Origin of the sequence: Pseudomonas sp. PMCC200344, from assembly GCF_030053095.1 — a bacterium.
Classification (GTDB): Bacteria; Pseudomonadota; Gammaproteobacteria; order Pseudomonadales; family Pseudomonadaceae; genus Aquipseudomonas; species Aquipseudomonas svalbardensis.
This window is the reverse complement of the sequence record NZ_CP125618.1, coordinates 1452166-1468731: the sequence shown is the minus strand read 5'-3', so window position 1 is coordinate 1468731 and position 16566 is coordinate 1452166. Positions and strand designations below refer to the sequence as shown.

At 60.5% G+C, this 16566-nt stretch carries 15 protein-coding genes; 4 read left to right on the top strand and 11 right to left on the bottom strand.

Going from position 1 to position 16566, the window contains the following annotated elements; all coding sequences use genetic code 11:
- Positions 1-116 precede the first annotated feature (116 nt).
- Positions 117-1211, bottom strand: a complete 1095-nt coding sequence (locus QFW87_RS06600; protein WP_283190096.1) for a PLP-dependent cysteine synthase family protein — start codon at positions 1209-1211, stop codon at positions 117-119.
- A 239-nt stretch (positions 1212-1450) separates the two neighbouring features.
- Between QFW87_RS06600 and nhaA the strand changes: the two genes are divergently transcribed.
- Positions 1451-2638: a Na+/H+ antiporter NhaA gene (nhaA, locus tag QFW87_RS06595; RefSeq protein WP_283190095.1), complete on the top strand. Its 1188-nt coding sequence runs from the start codon at positions 1451-1453 to the stop codon at positions 2636-2638.
- 121 nt (positions 2639-2759) lie between these two features.
- Entirely contained in the window at positions 2760-3950 is a 1191-nt protein-coding gene (locus tag QFW87_RS06590) for a colicin E3/pyocin S6 family cytotoxin (RefSeq protein WP_283190094.1), read from the top strand.
- A gap of 355 nt (positions 3951-4305) precedes the next feature.
- Here the strand turns inward: QFW87_RS06590 and QFW87_RS06585 are convergent, their stop codons facing one another.
- On the bottom strand, positions 4306-4770 hold the full coding sequence (locus QFW87_RS06585; protein WP_017336812.1) for a glycine zipper 2TM domain-containing protein: 465 nt from the start codon (positions 4768-4770) through the stop codon (positions 4306-4308).
- A gap of 168 nt (positions 4771-4938) precedes the next feature.
- Here QFW87_RS06585 and QFW87_RS06580 point away from each other — a divergent pair, with 168 nt between their 5' ends.
- Positions 4939-5175 (top strand): hypothetical protein, encoded by a 237-nt coding sequence (locus QFW87_RS06580; RefSeq protein ID WP_283183280.1) that lies wholly within the window; start codon positions 4939-4941, stop codon positions 5173-5175.
- Between the two features lie 5 nt (positions 5176-5180).
- Here QFW87_RS06580 and pdxH read toward each other — a convergent pair whose 3' ends face one another.
- The 5 genes from pdxH to dinG form a co-directional block, all read right to left on the bottom strand.
- Complete coding sequence (gene pdxH, locus QFW87_RS06575; RefSeq protein ID WP_283190093.1) at positions 5181-5828, bottom strand: pyridoxamine 5'-phosphate oxidase; 648 nt, start codon at positions 5826-5828, stop codon at positions 5181-5183.
- Between the two features lie 24 nt (positions 5829-5852).
- Positions 5853-6974, bottom strand: coding sequence for an OmpA family protein (locus QFW87_RS06570; RefSeq protein ID WP_283190092.1), 1122 nt, complete (start codon positions 6972-6974; stop codon positions 5853-5855).
- Positions 6975-7087: 113 nt separating this feature from the next.
- On the bottom strand, positions 7088-8233 hold the full coding sequence (locus tag QFW87_RS06565; protein ID WP_283190091.1) for a serine hydrolase domain-containing protein: 1146 nt from the start codon (positions 8231-8233) through the stop codon (positions 7088-7090).
- A gap of 139 nt (positions 8234-8372) precedes the next feature.
- Positions 8373-10895 carry a beta-galactosidase gene (locus QFW87_RS06560; RefSeq protein ID WP_283190090.1) on the bottom strand — a complete coding sequence of 841 codons (2523 nt, stop codon included), beginning with the start codon at positions 10893-10895 and terminating at the stop codon, positions 8373-8375.
- Between the two features lie 95 nt (positions 10896-10990).
- Positions 10991-13135: an ATP-dependent DNA helicase DinG gene (gene dinG, locus QFW87_RS06555; protein ID WP_283183275.1), complete on the bottom strand. Its 2145-nt coding sequence runs from the start codon at positions 13133-13135 to the stop codon at positions 10991-10993.
- Between the two features lie 99 nt (positions 13136-13234).
- Here dinG and QFW87_RS06550 point away from each other — a divergent pair, with 99 nt between their 5' ends.
- Positions 13235-13699 (top strand): CopD family protein, encoded by a 465-nt coding sequence (locus QFW87_RS06550; RefSeq protein WP_283190089.1) that lies wholly within the window; start codon positions 13235-13237, stop codon positions 13697-13699.
- A 45-nt stretch (positions 13700-13744) separates the two neighbouring features.
- On the opposite strand, the gene QFW87_RS06545 is transcribed toward QFW87_RS06550, so the two are convergent.
- The 4 genes from QFW87_RS06545 to QFW87_RS06530 form a co-directional block, all read right to left on the bottom strand.
- Positions 13745-14503: a collagen-like protein gene (locus tag QFW87_RS06545; protein WP_283190088.1), complete on the bottom strand. Its 759-nt coding sequence runs from the start codon at positions 14501-14503 to the stop codon at positions 13745-13747.
- Entirely contained in the window at positions 14496-14774 is a 279-nt protein-coding gene (locus QFW87_RS06540) for a DUF1145 domain-containing protein (protein ID WP_283190087.1), read from the bottom strand. The genes QFW87_RS06545 and QFW87_RS06540 overlap by 8 nt, the downstream gene beginning before the upstream one ends.
- A 148-nt stretch (positions 14775-14922) precedes the next feature.
- Positions 14923-15639 carry an OmpA family protein gene (locus tag QFW87_RS06535; RefSeq protein WP_283190086.1) on the bottom strand — a complete coding sequence of 239 codons (717 nt, stop codon included), beginning with the start codon at positions 15637-15639 and terminating at the stop codon, positions 14923-14925.
- An 89-nt stretch (positions 15640-15728) separates the two neighbouring features.
- Positions 15729-16424, bottom strand: coding sequence for an OmpA family protein (locus tag QFW87_RS06530; RefSeq protein ID WP_283183270.1), 696 nt, complete (start codon positions 16422-16424; stop codon positions 15729-15731).
- Positions 16425-16566: the final 142 nt, after the last annotated feature.

Below are 16566 nucleotides of genomic sequence, written 5' to 3'. Positions count from 1 at the left end.
TGCAAAACCCTGTGGGAGCGAGCCTGCTCGCGAAAGCGGATTAACATTCAACAGATATGTTGACTGAACTATCCATTTCGCGAGCAGGCTCGCTCCCACATTGGTTCAGCGTTGTGTCAGATATTGGCGCGCAGCACGGTGCCCGGCAGCGGCTCGCCGCGCTCAACACTCCCCGCCACGGCATCCATCAAACCGCTCAACTCATACCCCTGGGCCTTGAGCCAAGCCTGATCGTAATAGGTGGTGGCATAGCGCTCGCCGCCATCACACAGAATCGCCACGATTGACCCCGACTCCCCCGCCGCCGCCATCTGCTGGGCCGCCATCAAGGCGCCAATCAGGTTGGTCCCGCTCGACCCGCCCACCCGACGTCCCAAACGCTGCGCCAGGTAATGCATGGCCGCCAGAGATAACGCGTCCGGCACCTTGACCATCGCATCGATCACTTTGGGCAGGAACGACGCTTCTACCCGAGGCCGGCCAATGCCTTCAATCCGCGAACCGCAATCCAGGCGCAGACTGGCGTCGCCGGTCTGGTAGTAATCGAAGAACACCGAACGCTCGGCATCGGCGCAGAGCACGCGGGTGCAATGCTGACGGTAACGTACGTAACGGCCCAGCGTCGCGGTGGTGCCGCCGGTGCCGGGGCTGGAGATCAGCCAGTTCGGCTCGGGGTGCAGTTCGAAGCGCATTTGCTGGAAGATCGACTCGGCGATGTTGTTGTTCGCCCGCCAGTCGGTAGCGCGCTCGGCATAGGTGAACTGGTCGATGAAATGCCCATCGTGTTCTCGGGCCAGGCGCTCGGATTCGGCGTAGATCTGCGTCGGATCATCGACCAGATGACTTTTGCCACCGTAGAAGGCGATCTGCGCAATCTTCTCTTTGGAGGTGGTCGCCGGCATCACCGCAATGAACGGCAAGCCCAGCAAACTGGCGAAGTACGCCTCGGAAATCGCCGTCGAACCACTGGACGCTTCAATCACCGGCGCCCCGGGCTTGAGCCAGCCGTTACACAGCGCATACAGAAACAGCGAGCGCGCCAAACGGTGCTTCAGGCTGCCGGTGGGATGGCTGGACTCATCCTTGAAATACAATTCGATGCCCGGAAAACCCGGCAGCGGCAAGGGAATCAGGTGGGTGTCGGCGCTGCGCTGGAAGTCGGCTTCGATGATCCGGATGGCTTCGCGGGCCCACTGTCGGTTGTCGCTCATGGTGGTTTTCTCGTTGATTCGGCCTTGTTGCAAGGCTCAGCTAACAAGCTTAGGAAAAAACCTACATCACGCACAGGTACAGCTGAGGTTCAATACGCCGGACAACTGCTAGGCTCAGGTCCCTGCCGGTCGTTCACGTTGTAACGGCATATAACAAAAAAGAATATAACTTTTGTTTTAACAACTAACGGTACAGGTTAGGGTGTGCCACCTTTTGAATTCATCGATGGAGAGCGACCTTGCCTCTGCGTAGCACTTTCACGCGTTTCTTCCAGTTGGAAGCTGCTAGCGGTCTGTTATTGATCGCCGCTGCTGCCCTGGCTTTGATCATCAACAATTCCCCGCTGTCGTGGCTTTACAGCAGCTTTCTGGACACGCCGGTAGTGGCGCAGGTCGGCGCGTTGCAGATCGCCAAACCGGCGCTGCTGTGGATCAACGACGGCCTGATGGCCCTGTTCTTCCTGCTGATCGGGCTGGAAGTGAAGCGCGAAGTCCTTGACGGTCAACTGTCGAAACCGTCGCAAATTGTCCTGCCCGGCGCGGCGGCGATTGGCGGCATGGTGGTTCCGGCGCTGCTCTACTGGTTTCTGAACCGCGATGACCCGGCAGCCCTGAGTGGCTGGGCCATCCCGATGGCCACCGACATCGCCTTCGCCCTCGGCGTACTGGCCCTGCTGGGTAAGCGGGTACCGGTGTCGCTGAAGCTTTTCCTGATGACTTTGGCGATTATTGACGACCTCGGCGCAATCATCGTCATTGCGATCTTCTACTCGGGTACGCTCTCGACCCTTTCGCTGTCTCTGGCCGCGACGTGCATCGTGGCACTGATCGCGATGAACCGGCTCGGGGTGGTCAAGCTCGGGCCGTACATGATCATCGGCCTGATCCTTTGGGTTTGCGTGCTCAAGAGCGGCGTCCACGCGACTCTGGCCGGTGTGACCCTGGCCTTCTGCATTCCGCTGCGCACGAAAAACGCCGAACCTTCGCCGCTGCTGACCCTCGAACACGCCCTGCATCCGTGGGTGGCCTACGGCATCCTGCCGCTGTTCGCCTTCGCCAACGCCGGCCTGTCCCTGAGCGGCGTGACCATGGAAAGCTTCACCCACCACGTTCCCATGGGCATCGCGGTCGGCCTGCTGCTGGGCAAAACCCTCGGCGTCTTCGGCCTGACCTGGCTGGCTGTGAAAATCGGCATCGCCGCCCTGCCCCAAGGCGCCAATTGGGGCCAGGTGATGGGCGTGGCAATCCTCTGCGGTATCGGCTTCACCATGAGCCTGTTTGTCGGATCCCTGGCCTTCGTGCCCGGCGCCAGTGAATACGCCGGGATGGATCGGATGGGGATTTTGACCGGGTCGATACTGGCGGCGCTGATTGGTTATGCGGTCACGGCGGCGGCGAGTCACAAGAGCGCCGCGCTGCAATCCTGATCAACAGAGACAACTCCTAGAGTCATTCAAGACTCGTCCTACAGCCACGACCAGCCTCGTTCGTTAACGTCGCACAGCCCCTTTGTTGGGGGCTGTCGACGGACGAACGCAAGGAAGATCAGTGGCTGGCAATAAGGACATTCCCCGGGTTCAGAACCCTCCGTCAGGCGACGGTCATCACGTCACTCACCGCTTTATGACGGCCACCGAACTGGCCGCGCGGGATGCCAGACAAAACGCTTACGACGCCATGCTCGCGAGGCAAGACGCCTTCGAACGGAGTCGTGAGGTTGGCGCGAAAAAGCACGAAACCGTTCGCGCGGGCTGCGTCTTTGCCAAGTCCTGCAAGCTGCCGGACGCCATCATCGATTACTCGAATCCTTCGGGGATGGTGCCCACCGACAGTCTGAAGGACTACGGAGAAGTCGCCTGGCTCGGCGCTCGTGAGGTAGACGATGCCGGGCTGCTGAATCTTGAAACGATCAGTGGCAGTACCGTTTCGCTCGGTATTGGCCGTCTTGCACTCCGTACGCCGACTCTCGTCATTCCGGCCGCAGCACTCGGCGCAACTGGAGCTACCGTATTGGCCGGCCTGGCCGCAATTTTCTGGGTACCCGGCCTGGACGACAGCGCCCTCTACACCGAAGAACAATTACGCACCCTGGAACAGGCCCGCACCCGCGTTCGGCTGAGAGTCGAGCAACAGGCTGACGGCAGCCTCAAGGGATACGGTTTCTACACCGGCAAGAACCGCGATTGGGAAATGGTCGATGTCGCGCAGTTCGCATTGCACGGCAGTCAGCAGGTGGCGGATCTGGGGGATGGTGTTGAACTGATCTGGACACCGGCTGTGGATGGTTCCGACATCCTCGGCATTCCAGCGCTGGAAGCGGCACCACAAGCGCCGCATATTTGGGTTTATCCGCCGACGAAAGCGGCGGATAGCATCATCGTGAATCCGGTTTACCCGCCTGAGTACAAGGATTTCATTCTTGTGTTTCCAGCGAATTCTGGGGTTAAGCCGGTTTACATTGTTGTTAGTACCCGAGCCGGAGACTTCACTCACCACCCCGCCCCAAAGGGACTTACGGCATATCCTGATGCTGTGAAAGTGAAGTCCAAGACCAACGTCAAAGGTGGCGGAGCAGAACGTAAGCGATGGAAGGACCGAAAAGGTCGAATCTACGAATGGGACTCCATGCATGGCACGGTCGAAATATACGACAAGCAAGGAAAACACTTAGGTGAATTTAATCCGGAAACAGGCGCTCGACTTGAGGACGCCAAATCCAAAAGAAGAACCAACAAGTGAGAGTAAAAAAATGCATCTATGCATCAGTGGTTTCTTGATAGATGACAGCGAGGATGACTCGCTGAAATTCGAGCTCGATGTATCTAAAGATCACGAGGACGCGGTAATGGAGATAATGAACTGGAGAAACTTCAACGAAGGAGCTGTCGGAGAAGTTCCTTTGAGCCAAGCCAAAATTCGGCAAATAGAAGCGATACTAAAAACATCTTTGCCCCACGAACTGGCCTTATACATCGGCGTTGAGTCCTGATACTCATCGCCGAACCGGCACCCGCTTCATCTCGTAACACTCCCAAAAAACACAAAACCCCGACCAGTCACCTGATCGGGGTTTTGCTTTATTACCCGTTCCCGCTTAATGCGAAACGCGGCTAGTCCCATCAACAGTAGCAATCCGCACTCGCTCGCCCACACGGAATACTTCATTCTCCTGAACCTGTTGCACGTAGGCGCGCATGCTGCCGTCGTCTTCGCGAACAGTGATTTCCACACCTTGGGCGCGGGTCAGGCCTTCTTCGGTGGCCGAGCCGATCAGGCCGCCAGCAACGGCGCCGATAACCGCAGCAACGATGCTGCCGCGACCGCCACCGATAGCGCTGCCGCCAACACCGCCCACCGCCGCGCCGGCAAGGCCGCCGATCGGGGTTTTGGTGCCTTCGATTTTGACCGGTCGCAGGGATTCGATGGTGCCCATGCGAACGGTCTGCACGCGACGCGCTTCGTCACGGGAGTAGGAGTCACCGGTCAGGCTGGACTGGCAACCAGTGAGCAACATCGCCATCGTGGAAAAGGAAGCAACCAGCAGAACAGACTTACGCATAGCATCAACTCCAAAGGACAAGTATTCATTAAACTCCGCAACTTGACGCCTGTCACGGCCTCGCCCGGATAAAATTGGTTTGATTCAGGCCCGGTACAGGCACCTCCACGAACTCACCACACAGCAGCGGTAAATTCCGGAATCTGCGCCGCTTACCCAAGGATTGTCATGGATTACTTCATCATTGTCGTCACTACCGTTGCCGGTTTGTATTTCCACTGGTGGCTATACGTGCGGATCAAACGCTGGATGGACCGCGATCTGGCGTTGGCACTGGCGGGTAAAGACGAGCAGAAAAAGGCTTTCATGCTCCAGCAACTGGCGAACGCTCAAGCGCAGAAAATCAAGCGCCGAGACCTGCCACAGTGGCTTGAAGCCGCTGCGACAGGCTATCCCGATCGGTAGACTGCTTAGGGTGCCAGACGTTCAAGAATCCAGTCGGCGCCCTGCAAACGGTAGTTGAGGCGATCGTGCAGGCGGCTCGGACGGCCCTGCCAGAACTCGATGCGCTCCGGTAACAAGCGATAACCGCCCCAATGCTCAGGGCAATGAGGTTGCGTGTCGCTGAAACGTTGCTCGGTGTTCTTGAGCAGCGATTGCAGTTCGGCGCGATCGGCGATCACCCGGCTCTGAGGCGAAGCCCAGGCACCGAGGCGGCTGCCCAGTGGACGGACCTGAAAATAGGCGTCGGACTCTTCAGGCGTGACTTTCACCACCCGCCCTTCGATCCGCACCTGGCGCTCCAGGGCCGGCCAGAAAAAAGTCATGGCCGCGAACGGATTCGCGGCCAGATGCTGGCCCTTGGCGCTGTCGTAGTTGGTGAAGAAAGTGAAGCCCTGCTCGTCCAGCCCCTTGAGCAGCAGAATGCGGCAATGCGGCCGACCGTTCTGATCGACGGTGGCCAGGGTCATGGCGTTGGCTTCCACCGGCGCCTGCTCGGTTTTCACCGCGTCGGCGAACCACTGATGGAACAGCGCGAATGGCTCAGCCGGGGCTTGCGCCTCGGTCAGGCCATCACGGGTGTAGTCGCGACGCATATCAGCCAGGCCCTGGGTCATGGCGCATTCCTTTTGGTTAACGAATCACTTCTTTGTGGCGTCGCCGTCGGCAGCAGCGGCGGTGGCTTTTTTCGAGTCGGCAGCGGCTTTGGCCGGAGCGGTCTTTTTCGCCGGAGTCGCGGTTTTAGCAGGCGTCTTCTTGGCGGCGGCTTTCTTGGCCGGGGCTTTTTTCGCAGCAGGCACAGCCGCTTTCTTCGCGGCTGGCGCAGGGGTGACTGGTTTGACCACTGGCTTGACGTCCTGGGCAGCGACCACCTTCACTGGCGCCGGGGCTGGCATGTTGTACTTGCTCAGCAACGCGACCATGGTGTTTTGCGGTGTTACCAGCAGTTCGACGCGACGGTTCAAGGCTCGGCCTTCATTGCTGTCGTTGGCAGCACGCGGAGCTTCGCCACCCATACCGCGCAGCATCAGACGATCACGCTGCAGACCGCTGAGGCGGAAAATCGCTGCCACGGCCTGGGCACGCTCCTGGCTCAGTTTCACGTTGGCCGGTGCGGCGCCCGACGTATCACTGTGGCCGAGCACCAGCACGGCAGTCTTTGGATCAACTTCGAGGATTTTCGCGACGCGAGTGAACGGGCCGAGGGTCACCGGCAGCAGCATGGCCGGACGGTCAGGGTTGAACGAGCCATCTACCGGCGCGGTCACCACCAATACGTTTTCACGGCGCTCGAGTTGCAGGTTGCTGCCCTTGATCGCTTCGCGCAGGCGCGGTTCGTAGTCGTCGAGCCAGGCCTGGGTGACTTTAGGATCGGGCATCGGCACGGCTTTGGCAGTGCTTTGCTCTTTGCCGCCGAACGGCCACCACCATTTGCCACCGGCATCGGCCTCAGCCTTGGCCACCTCGACCGGTTTGGCTTCAGGCTTGGCTTCAGCTTTCACTTCAGGCTTGGCAGGCGTCTTGTCGGCGCCGTCATCGGAACCGAACGGCCAGTACCAAGGGCTGGAGCTTTCTGTCTTGGCCACCGGGGCGGTCGCGGCAGGCTTGAGGGGTGCCGGGGCCGGAGCCGGGTTTTTAGCGGCGACTTTGTCGGAAGAACCGAACGGCCACCAGCTGCTGCCATCCGAGTCATTTTGTGGAGTTTGTGCGCAACCGGTAATAGCGAAGCACAGGGCCAAAGCGAGAGTTTTATTGGATGACATTGGATATCCACAAAATGAAGTAATGAAAAATCAGGCCGGGTTGACCCGGATAAACAGACGCTTGGAAACCATAAAGGCCTCGGGGTTCCGGCCTTGGAACCCCTGAGCGCGTTTTACAGACAAGTGGCCAGTGCCCGCACCAGCTTTTGTGCGCGCGGGTCCATCAAGACGTACGGCCCTAGGGTATTTGTCACAAAGCCGAAGGCCACATCGTGTTCCGGGTCAGCAAAACCGGTGGAACCGCCGGCACCCGGATGGCCGAACGCGCGAGGGCCGAGGCCGTAGGTGGCGTTGGGGACGTCCGGTTGGTCGAGCATGCAACCCAGGCCGAAACGGGTCCGGGTCAGTAAAGTCTTGTCCTCGCCGAGGCTGTGCTCGCGTGTCATTTCGTCGAGCATTTCGCTTTCCAGTAAGCTGCCATCGAGCAGACCGGCATAGAACCCGGCCAGGCTGCGGGCATTGCCGTGGCCATTGGCGGCCGGCTGCTGCATGCGCCGCCACTCGGGTTTGTTGGTGCTGGTCATGATCGACGGCGGGTTGGTGAACGCCCTCGTGGTCATGGCCGTCGGCTCGCGCATGGTCACTTGCAGCAAGCGCTGGGCGGCGGCATCGCCGACATTGCCCTTGCCACGAGCGATGTGCGCCACGCGATGGAACTCCTGGTCCGCCAGGCCGACGTGGAAATCCAGCCCCAAAGGCTTCGCGATCCGCGCCACGATGGACTCACCCGGCCCACGACCGTCGGCACGGCGCAGCAACTCACCAACCAGCCAGCCGTAGGTGATCGCGGCGTAACCGTGACCGACGCCCGGCGTCCACCACGGTTCTTCGGCGGCCAGGGCATCAACCATGGTTTGCCAGTCGTAAAGGGCTTCCGGGGCCAACAGCTCACGCAGTGCCGGCAGACCGGCCTGATGGCAAAGCAATTGACGCAGGGTCACGGACTCTTTGCCGGCGGCAGCGAACTCGGGCCAGTAGCGGGCAACCGGTGCATCCAGTTGCAGCTTGCCTTCGGCCACCAGTTGCAGGGCGGTCACCGCGGTAAAAGTCTTGGTGCAGGAGAACAGATTGGCGATGGTGTCGCTGTGCCAGGCTTCGGTACCGTCCTTGTCAGCGCTGCCGGCCCACAGGTCGACCACGGTTTCACCGCCAATCTGGATGCACAACGCTGCGCCGCGTTCCTGAGGATCGTCGAACAGCGCCGAGAAAGCCTCACGCACCGCTTCGAACTTCAGCTCGTAAAAACCCTGAATCTGCACCCGCAACTCCTCTGGATAAACACTCTACAAAGTGGCCGTATTGTTCCAGCCATTAAAGGTTTTGGGAACAGGGCAGGGCCGGGCGGTCGCCATCCCGCCCGGGTGAAACACTCAGAAAATCTTACGTACCTGTCAGCACTCAGTGGCCATTGCCGGAATGCCCACCCGCATGGCCAGCGCCCTGCCCTGCGCCTTTGCCAGCCTCGCCTTTTCTGCCGCCCTCAGTTGCTTGACCGGCTTTATCCGCCTCAGCCTTGGCCTTCTCGGCCTCTTTACCGAGCTGATCGACGGTCTGCAAATTGCTCTTGCGCACGCTATCGACGAAACCCTGGAACGGCAGATCGGTAATGCCCACCAGCCCGAAGTGACCGTTCTCGCCATCCAGCAGACGACCGGTCACCGGTTGGTCAAGGTATTGGAACCAGTGCACGCCGACGATCGACGGTTCGCTCATCGCCTGTTTGAGGAAATTGGCATACGCCGGCCCACGATCTTCTTCCTTCGCCAATTGCGTCACGCCGCCCCAGAACGGGCCGCGATCCGCGGAGCCGAAGTTGAACTCGGTGATCAGCACCGGTTTGTCCAGGCTGCGCAGCTTGGCGAAGTCGTAACCGTCTTGCGGTTGCAGGGTGTACATGTTGAAGCTCAACACGTCGCAATACTGGGCGCAGGACTCAACCGCTTCCGGGGTGCTGATGGCAAACCGGCCACCCAGCAACAGCTGATTCGGCGCGTGCCACTTGAGCGAATCGGAGAGGGTCTTGAAGTACGTGTCGGCGAAGACCTTCTGGAAGTATTTGAAGTCGGCTTCGATTTCCGGGTATTCGGCGCTTGGCAGCGGCGGCACGAAGCCCGGGTCTTCCATCAATTCCCAGGCCGGCAAATCAATGCCCCAGGCTTTGGAAAGGCCCGCCTGATTGCGGTATTTATCCCGCAATTGCTTGAGGAACGCGCGTTTGGCCGGCACGTCGGTGGTCATTTTCAAGGTGCCGTAGGCCAAGGCGTAACGGGCTTTCGGGTCGTCGCCGGGGCCGGCCCAGGCCAATTCGTTGTCGGCAAAGTAGCCGATCAGCCATGGATCGTCGCGATGATCACGGGCGGCGATGGCCACGGCACGTTCGGTGGCCATGGCGAATCGTGGGTCGAACGGGTCGGGCATACCGCCCCACCAGTCGGTGCCGGTGCTGATGCTGGCGTAATCGCCGACAATCGACAGCGGCAAGGTGTACGGCACGCGATCAGCGTTGGCCAGCGCCGGGGCGCTCCAGTTGCCGATGGTGTTGAAGCCCCAGGCTTGCAGGCGATCAAGGGTGTGGCTGGCCCAGCGCTGTTCATCAACCACCGTTTTGCAGGGTTCGGCAGGTGTTTGCTCAGCTGCTTTCGCGGCGGTCGCTTCAACGGCGCCGGTCTTGGCGGCTTCGGCGACACCGGATTCGGCCGTCGAAGGAACGACAGGTTGCTCAGCAGCCTTCTCGGCTGTTGCCTCAACGGCGTCGGCCTTGGCGGCTTCAGCGACACCCGCCTTAGTGTCGCTGCCCTGAGCGCAAGATGCGCCATACAGACGCTGCAAGTTGGCGCCATAGAAGTCATACCAGCGACCGGCATTGTAGCCACGGCCCTGATCGACGCCGTTGCCTCCACGGTTATCGCCTTCGCCATAGTGGCTGGCCAGAGGCTCGTCGGGTTTGGGCAGCGATTCAAACATCCACTCGCGGCCGGCGACGTAGGTCTGATCGACATCCGGAGTGACGGTGTTGACCCCTAGCGAATAGAACGGATGGCCTTCCGGCGTCACCAGATACCAGCGACCGTCGCGCTTCTCAGTGCGGAAAAAGCCGCTGGCCTTGAATGCCGGGCCTTTGTTCCAGCCACCGAACTTGTCCAGGGACGACTTCTCGCGCTCGGCCAGCCAGGTTTTCAGTTGCTGCTGTTCCTTGGCGGCGGCGCTTTTCAGTTGCTCGTCGCTGCTGACTTTCTCTGGCCATTTGGCCCGGGTCGACTGGCCATAAGCGTCTACAAGGCCGCCAAAAGCCGCTTGGGTAACCGCATCGCCGGCCTGCACGCCAAAGCGTTCCAGCAGAATGCTTTGCGCGACTTTCGGCTGATCCATCGACAAGGTCACCGACACCACTTGGCTGCGCTCCAGCTCACCGGCGCTGCTGGCCAGCAATACGCGCTGCCCCTCAAACGTCATCGGCATCGGCGGGCCGGCTTTCAGGCCAAGGCTCAAAGGCGTAAAGGGCTGCAGCGGCACCAACAAGGTTTGCGCAGGGCCGGCCGGCAAGTCGACGCGGCTGACCAGCGTTTTGCCGTCGTTGCTCTGGATTTTCACGTACAGGGTCACGGCCCAGTTCATTGCGCTCTGAATCCGCAAACTCATGAAGCCCGACTGCGACCAGTCCCAGGCGCCGGTTTGCGGGGTCAGACGCAAGGTCGGTTGTGCCACCGGGTTGAACGTCACCCGACGCAGCACTTCGCCTTCGGCCGTTTGCTCGGCGTTGGATTGCGGCAGGCTGGCGTCCTGAGTCGCCACCTGGACCACATCGGCGGGGCGCACAAAGTTGAACAGCGTCTGTTGGCCGGCAGGAGCCGCCAGCAAAGGGGCTGCGAACATCAGAGCGAAAACGGCAGGTAACGAACGGCGCAGCGAACGGTGAATCATGAGAACGAAATTCTCCCTAACGACCCGGATGGGCCAGTGGAAAAGCGATGGCAGAGAGATAGACAACGCGGTGGGCAAATTTGCCCACCGGTGTATCAGGAAATTTCACGACGGAAGGGTGGCAACGCATTGAGGATCGCTTTGCCATAACGCTGGGTGACCAGACGTCGATCGAGCAAGGTGATGGTGCCGCGATCTTCTTCGGTGCGCAGCAAGCGACCGCAAGCCTGGACCAGCTTCAGCGAAGCATCCGGCACGGAGATTTCCATGAACGGATTGCCACCCCGAGCCTCGATCCACTCGGCCAGGGCCGCTTCAACCGGATCATCGGGCACCGAGAATGGAATCTTCGCGATCACCACGTGCTCGCAATATGCACCGGGCAAGTCGACCCCTTCGGCGAAACTCGCCAGGCCGAACAACACGCTGGAATCCCCCCCATCGACCCGTGCCTTGTGCTTGTTCAGGGTTTCCTGTTTCGACAGGTTGCCTTGAATGAACACTTGCTTGCGCCAGTCGCGGTCGAGACCGTCGAACACGTCTTGCATCTGTTTGCGCGAGGAGAACAGCACCAAAGTGCCGCGTGAACCTTCCACCAAGGCTGGCAAGTCACGGATGATCGCCGCGGTGTGGGCCGGCGCATCACGCGGATCAGCCTTCAGGTCCGGCACCCGCAACACACCAGCGTCGGCGTGATGGAACGGGCTGGGGACCACCGCCGTCACGGCTTTTTTCGGCAGGCCGGCGCGCATGCGGAAGCGGTCGAAGGTGCCGAGCGCGGTCAGGGTCGCGGAGGTCACCAGAGCGCCGTAGGCCACATTCCACAAATTGCGACGGAGCATTTCCGCCGCGAGGATCGGGCTGGCGTTGACCTCGATGTCGAACAGCGAGCCGCTTTCGGCCAGGGTCAGCCAGCGAGCCATCGGCGGATTGTCTTCCGGGTCTTCAGCGGTGAAAGCGCCCCACAATTCCCAGTTGCCCGAAGAGCGGGACAACAGGCTGCCGAACAGCGGATACCACTCTTCGGCCTGGTTGCTGGCGATGCCGATGTTGACCTCGCCATCCATGCCTTCCTTGAGCAGTTCGGTGAGCCGGGTGAACAGGTCAGTCAGACGGGCAAAGCCCTTCTTCAGCTCGATGCCCATTTCGCGCATGTGCTCGGGAATGACCCCACCGACGAAGCGATGACGCGGTCGCTCGCGACCTTCGACGTCTTCGCCGGGTTTGAAATCGGCGACCTGCTCGCAGGCGCTGAACATGAATTGCTGCTGGGTCTTGATTTCCCGCGCCAACTCCGGCACTTGTTCGATCAACTTGCCCAGGTCGCCCGGCAGCGGATGCTGGGCCAGTAATTTGGTGAGGTTCTTGGCGGTGGTTTCCAGCCAGTCGGCGGTGGAACGCAGACGCGTGTAGTGGGCGAAATGGCCGATGGCCTTGTCCGGCAGGTGGTGGCCTTCGTCGAACACGTAGATGGTGTCGCGCGGGTCCGGCAGCACGGCACCGCCGCCCAGCGCCAGGTCGGCCAGGACCATGTCGTGGTTGGTGACGATCACGTCGACCTTGCCCATGCCTTCGCGGGCCTTGTAGAAGGCGCACTGGCCGAAGTTCGGGCAATGACGGTTGGTGCATTGGCTGTGATCGGTGGTCAGGCGCGCCCAGTCGGCATCTTCCAGTGCGGTCGACCAACTGTCGCGGTCGCCGTCCCACTTATTACCGGCGAGTTTCTCGATCATGCTGGTGAACAGCTTCTGACTGGCCTCGTCGACCTCGATCTTGAAACCTTCTTCTTCAAACAGCTGCGCCGTGGCGGTTTGCGCGTGACCTTCCTGGAGCAACATGTCGAGCTTGGACAGGCACATGTAGCGCCCGCGCCCCTTGGCCAGGGCGAAACTGAAGTTCAGCCCGCTGTTGCGCATCAGGTCGGGTAAATCCTTGTAGACGATCTGTTCTTGCAGGGCCACGGTCGCCGTGGCGATCACCAGGCGTTTGCCGGCGGCCTTGGCCGTGGGGATGGCGGCCAGGCTGTAGGCCACGGTTTTGCCGGTACCGGTGCCGGCTTCCACCGCGACAATCGCGGGGTCGCCACTGCGCCGGCCTTCGTCGTCGGTGTCGATGTCACCGAGGACCTTGGCAATTTCGGCGATCATCAGGCGTTGACCGTAGCGCGGCTTGAGGCTCTTGGCTTCGAGAAAACGCGAGTAGGCGCCCTGGATCGTGGTTTTGAGTTCGGTGCTGATCATGGATTGTCGGGCGCAAAAAACGCTGGATAAATTTTCAGTGGTTCGGAGAGGCCGCTATCATACCCCGCTAATTAATCCCGCGCAGAACGGAGTACCTCAATGACACCTTTTGGCATCCTTTACACCCTGCATGTCCTGTCCGCCCTGGTCTGGGTCGGCGGCATGTTTTTCGCGTGGATGGTCTTGCGCCCCGCAGCGATGAAGGCTTTGGAAGGCCCTGCCCGTTTGAAGCTGTGGGTAGAAGTGTTTCAAGGTTTTTTCCGCTGGGTCTGGGTCGCGGTGGTGCTTTTGCCAATCAGCGGTGTGGGCATGATTCATTTGCAGTACAGCAGTTTTGAAGCGGCACCGCGGTATGTGCAGGTGATGATGGGGTTGTATGTGGTGATGACGGCGCTGTTTATCCGGATTCAGGCGTTGTTGTTGCCAGAGTTGCGTACGACGGTGGCGGCGCAGGACTGGCCGACCGGGGCTGCGACGCTTGGGAAAATTCGCAAGTTGGTGGGCATTAATCTGATGGTCGGGTTGGTGCTGGTGGCGATTGCTGCGGCTCGGCCGATGCTCTAGGGCGCCTGATCGTTCCCACTGCGTGGGAACGATCACTGTCAGGGGTTACAACCGCTGAACAGTCACCGAACCCGCCGCCCCCACAGGCCCCGGCTGACCATCAACACCTGGTCTGCCGTTCTTGCCGCCATCAGCCTTGTAAACGAAGCAGCCCTTGGCCTTGCCACCCGCGCCCGGTTTACCGCCAGGCCCGGCCACACCACCGTCACCGCCGGCCACCTGAACCTTGATCAGTTCCGCCGGGTAATCGCGCGGCACTTCCAGACGAACCAGTGCACCCGGCGCGCCCGGCTGACCGTCGCTGCCATCACTGCCATCGGCACCACGACCGGCCTGGCCCCAGGTACAACCCGGTGCCTGACCGTTGGCCCCGTCGAGACCGACGAAACCCGGTGCGCCCGCGCCGCCGCGAGCGTCCACCAACAATTGCGGCGCACTCAGTGCCTTGATCTGCAAGTTCAGGTTACGCCCGGAGCGGGCGGCCTTGAGATACGACCCCGGCGCGCCGCGAGCCGTGATCTGGCTGTCTTCCGACAACTGCGCACGAATGACCTTCAGCTCAAGCGGCTGTTCGCCGGGAACGATGGCGATCCGCGCTTCACGACCCAGACGCAATTCACCGACGGATACCTCCGTCACATTCGAGGGAATCAACAACGTGCCGTAGTCGGCCACTTCCAGGCGTTCCAGCTGCAAGGTGCTGGCGGTGTTGGGCAAACGCATCAGCGAGTTGGTTTCGACGCTCACCACCTGGGCGCAGGCCAACGGGCTGATGAGTGCAGCGAGCAGACAGAGTTTACGCATGGGAAGCCTTAGACGCGGTCGGAGCCGGAATGGTTTGCAGGTGGAAAACGCCGAAAAAAAGGATCTTCAGGCGATCAAGCCAAGGGTGGGCGCGACCTCTGAGGCTGCGGAAACAGAACACCGCCTCAAGAAAATGAAGGCATGCCAGCAGGCTGCCGGCCAGATCGACCAGCAGATGCAGAGGATTGACAAACGGCATGAGCTGATTGACCAGCACCATCAGCCAGAACAGCAGGGTCAACAACTTCCCCAGCCCCCAAAACACGTTCATACGCTCCCCCGTTGAGAATTATTCTTTGCACGCACAGTACCGGCTTCCACGCGGGATAAGCCAGAGGGCAACGGAAAATTCTTCATGAAGGCCGTCGAATGGCCGCCGGACTGACTTAAATTGTCGCCCGACGGCTCTATCACGGGGCTCAGCGATTGATGTGCAACTCCACCCGACGGTTTTTCGCCCGTCCTTCTTCCGTTTCGTTATCGGCCACCGGCTGACTTTGGCCCTTGCCCTCGCTGGTGAGCTTGTTCGGCGCCAGGCCCTGGCTCAACAGGTAGGCTGCCACGCTACTGGCGCGACGTTCCGAGAGTGCCTGGTTATAGGTTTCCGAGCCGACGCTGTCGGTATGACCGATCACCTTGATGCTCACCACCTCGGCGCTTTGCAGTTTGGGCATCAGCGAATCCAGCTTGCTCTGCGCGGCAGGGGTCAGTTCGGATTGGTTGAAGGCAAACAGTACGTCGCCCGCGTCGCTCAGGGTGATGACCTCCGATTGCACAGGTTCAGGTTTCACGCTGGCCGGGTACTGCGGCAGTGGGCAACCATGATGTTCGACGGGGGTATTGGCGGGCGTATCAGGGCAGCGATCGCGTCGATCGAAGACTCCATCATCGTCTTCGTCGCCATCCTGGGCGTAACAGATCAAGCCACCGGTCAAGACACCAAGCGCCGCCCCACCGGCCGCCCAACCGCTACTTTGGAGAGCGCCCAGACCGCCACCGACCAGGCCGCCGATAACGCTGCAGATTGGCCAGGTTCGTTGATTGAGGGGGGCGGTGCCATCGCTGTGAGTCGCGCAACCGGTCAACAGGCTGCCAAGCAGTACAACCGGCAAGACGGTCCGTGTGAGAACACTCATGGTGAAAGCTCCTGTGTTACCGGCCAATGCCGGTCACACAGGAGTAAAGACCCGCATCCGCGACTGCACAAGCCGCGGAGTACGAGGGTTTAGCGGTTGATTTTGATTTCCGTGCGACGGTTCATCGAGCGGCCTTCAGCGGTTTTGTTATCGGCAACCGGCTGGCTTTCACCGGCACCGGTGACAGACACGAAGCTGCTGCGTGGTACACCTTGGGAAATCAGGTATTCAACGACCGAGTGCGCACGACGATCCGACAGTTTCTGGTTATAGGTATCGCTGCCCACGCTGTCGGTGTGACCGGTTACAGTCAGTTGGGCGTTAGGCGCTTCCCCTTTCAAGCGAGTGGCGATTTTATCGAGTACCACTTTGTCGGCAGGGGTCAATGTGGCCTTGTCGAACTGGAAGTGAACATCGCGAATGACAATGACTTCTTCTCTAACCACGGCCGCTTCTTCGACCACTGGTGCAGGCACCGGTGGAGGGCAACCGTCGGCATCGACGCGCACGCCTTTAGGTGTTCCAGGGCACTTGTCGCGGCTATCCGGCACGCCATCGCCGTCTTCGTCGCCATCACCGTGAACCCAGCAATAGGCCGCAGCCGTACCGCCGACGAGCAGCGCGCCATACCCCGCCCATGCCGAGCTCTCGGTCGCGCCGAGACCTGCACCCACGACACCACCGACCGCCGCACAGGTCGGCCAGTCGGTTTTCTGCAAACCTGCGCAACCAGTCAACACACTGGTTAGCAGAACCAAGGGTAATGCTGTGCGAACTATGCTCATCTAGTTTTCTCCTGAGGGGATCGGCTTAGAACCGATTCAGGTAGTAAAGACCCGAGTTTTAATCTCCGCCAGCAATAGGCCATTGCAGTTTTAACCCCGTGTTCACGGCACATCGGCGCTTTTAGGACGAACCAACTCTAGG

Excerpts from the sequence above, each read along its gene's own strand:
- QFW87_RS06600 (WP_283190096.1), bottom strand. The coding sequence starts at position 1,211 with ATGAGCGACAACCGACAGTGGGCCCGCGAAGCCATCCGGATCATCGAA.
- QFW87_RS06585 (WP_017336812.1), bottom strand. The coding sequence starts at position 4,770 with ATGCGTAAGTCTGTTCTGCTGGTTGCTTCCTTTTCCACGATGGCGATG.
- QFW87_RS06580 (WP_283183280.1), top strand. The coding sequence starts at position 4,939 with ATGGATTACTTCATCATTGTCGTCACTACCGTTGCCGGTTTGTATTTC.
- pdxH (WP_283190093.1), bottom strand. The coding sequence starts at position 5,828 with ATGACCCAGGGCCTGGCTGATATGCGTCGCGACTACACCCGTGATGGC.
- QFW87_RS06570 (WP_283190092.1), bottom strand. The coding sequence starts at position 6,974 with ATGTCATCCAATAAAACTCTCGCTTTGGCCCTGTGCTTCGCTATTACC.
- QFW87_RS06560 (WP_283190090.1), bottom strand. The coding sequence starts at position 10,895 with ATGATTCACCGTTCGCTGCGCCGTTCGTTACCTGCCGTTTTCGCTCTG.
- dinG (WP_283183275.1), bottom strand. The coding sequence starts at position 13,135 with ATGATCAGCACCGAACTCAAAACCACGATCCAGGGCGCCTACTCGCGT.
- QFW87_RS06550 (WP_283190089.1), top strand. The coding sequence starts at position 13,235 with ATGACACCTTTTGGCATCCTTTACACCCTGCATGTCCTGTCCGCCCTG.
- QFW87_RS06545 (WP_283190088.1), bottom strand. The coding sequence starts at position 14,503 with ATGCGTAAACTCTGTCTGCTCGCTGCACTCATCAGCCCGTTGGCCTGC.
- QFW87_RS06540 (WP_283190087.1), bottom strand. The coding sequence starts at position 14,774 with ATGAACGTGTTTTGGGGGCTGGGGAAGTTGTTGACCCTGCTGTTCTGG.
- QFW87_RS06535 (WP_283190086.1), bottom strand. The coding sequence starts at position 15,639 with ATGAGTGTTCTCACACGGACCGTCTTGCCGGTTGTACTGCTTGGCAGC.
- QFW87_RS06530 (WP_283183270.1), bottom strand. The coding sequence starts at position 16,424 with ATGAGCATAGTTCGCACAGCATTACCCTTGGTTCTGCTAACCAGTGTG.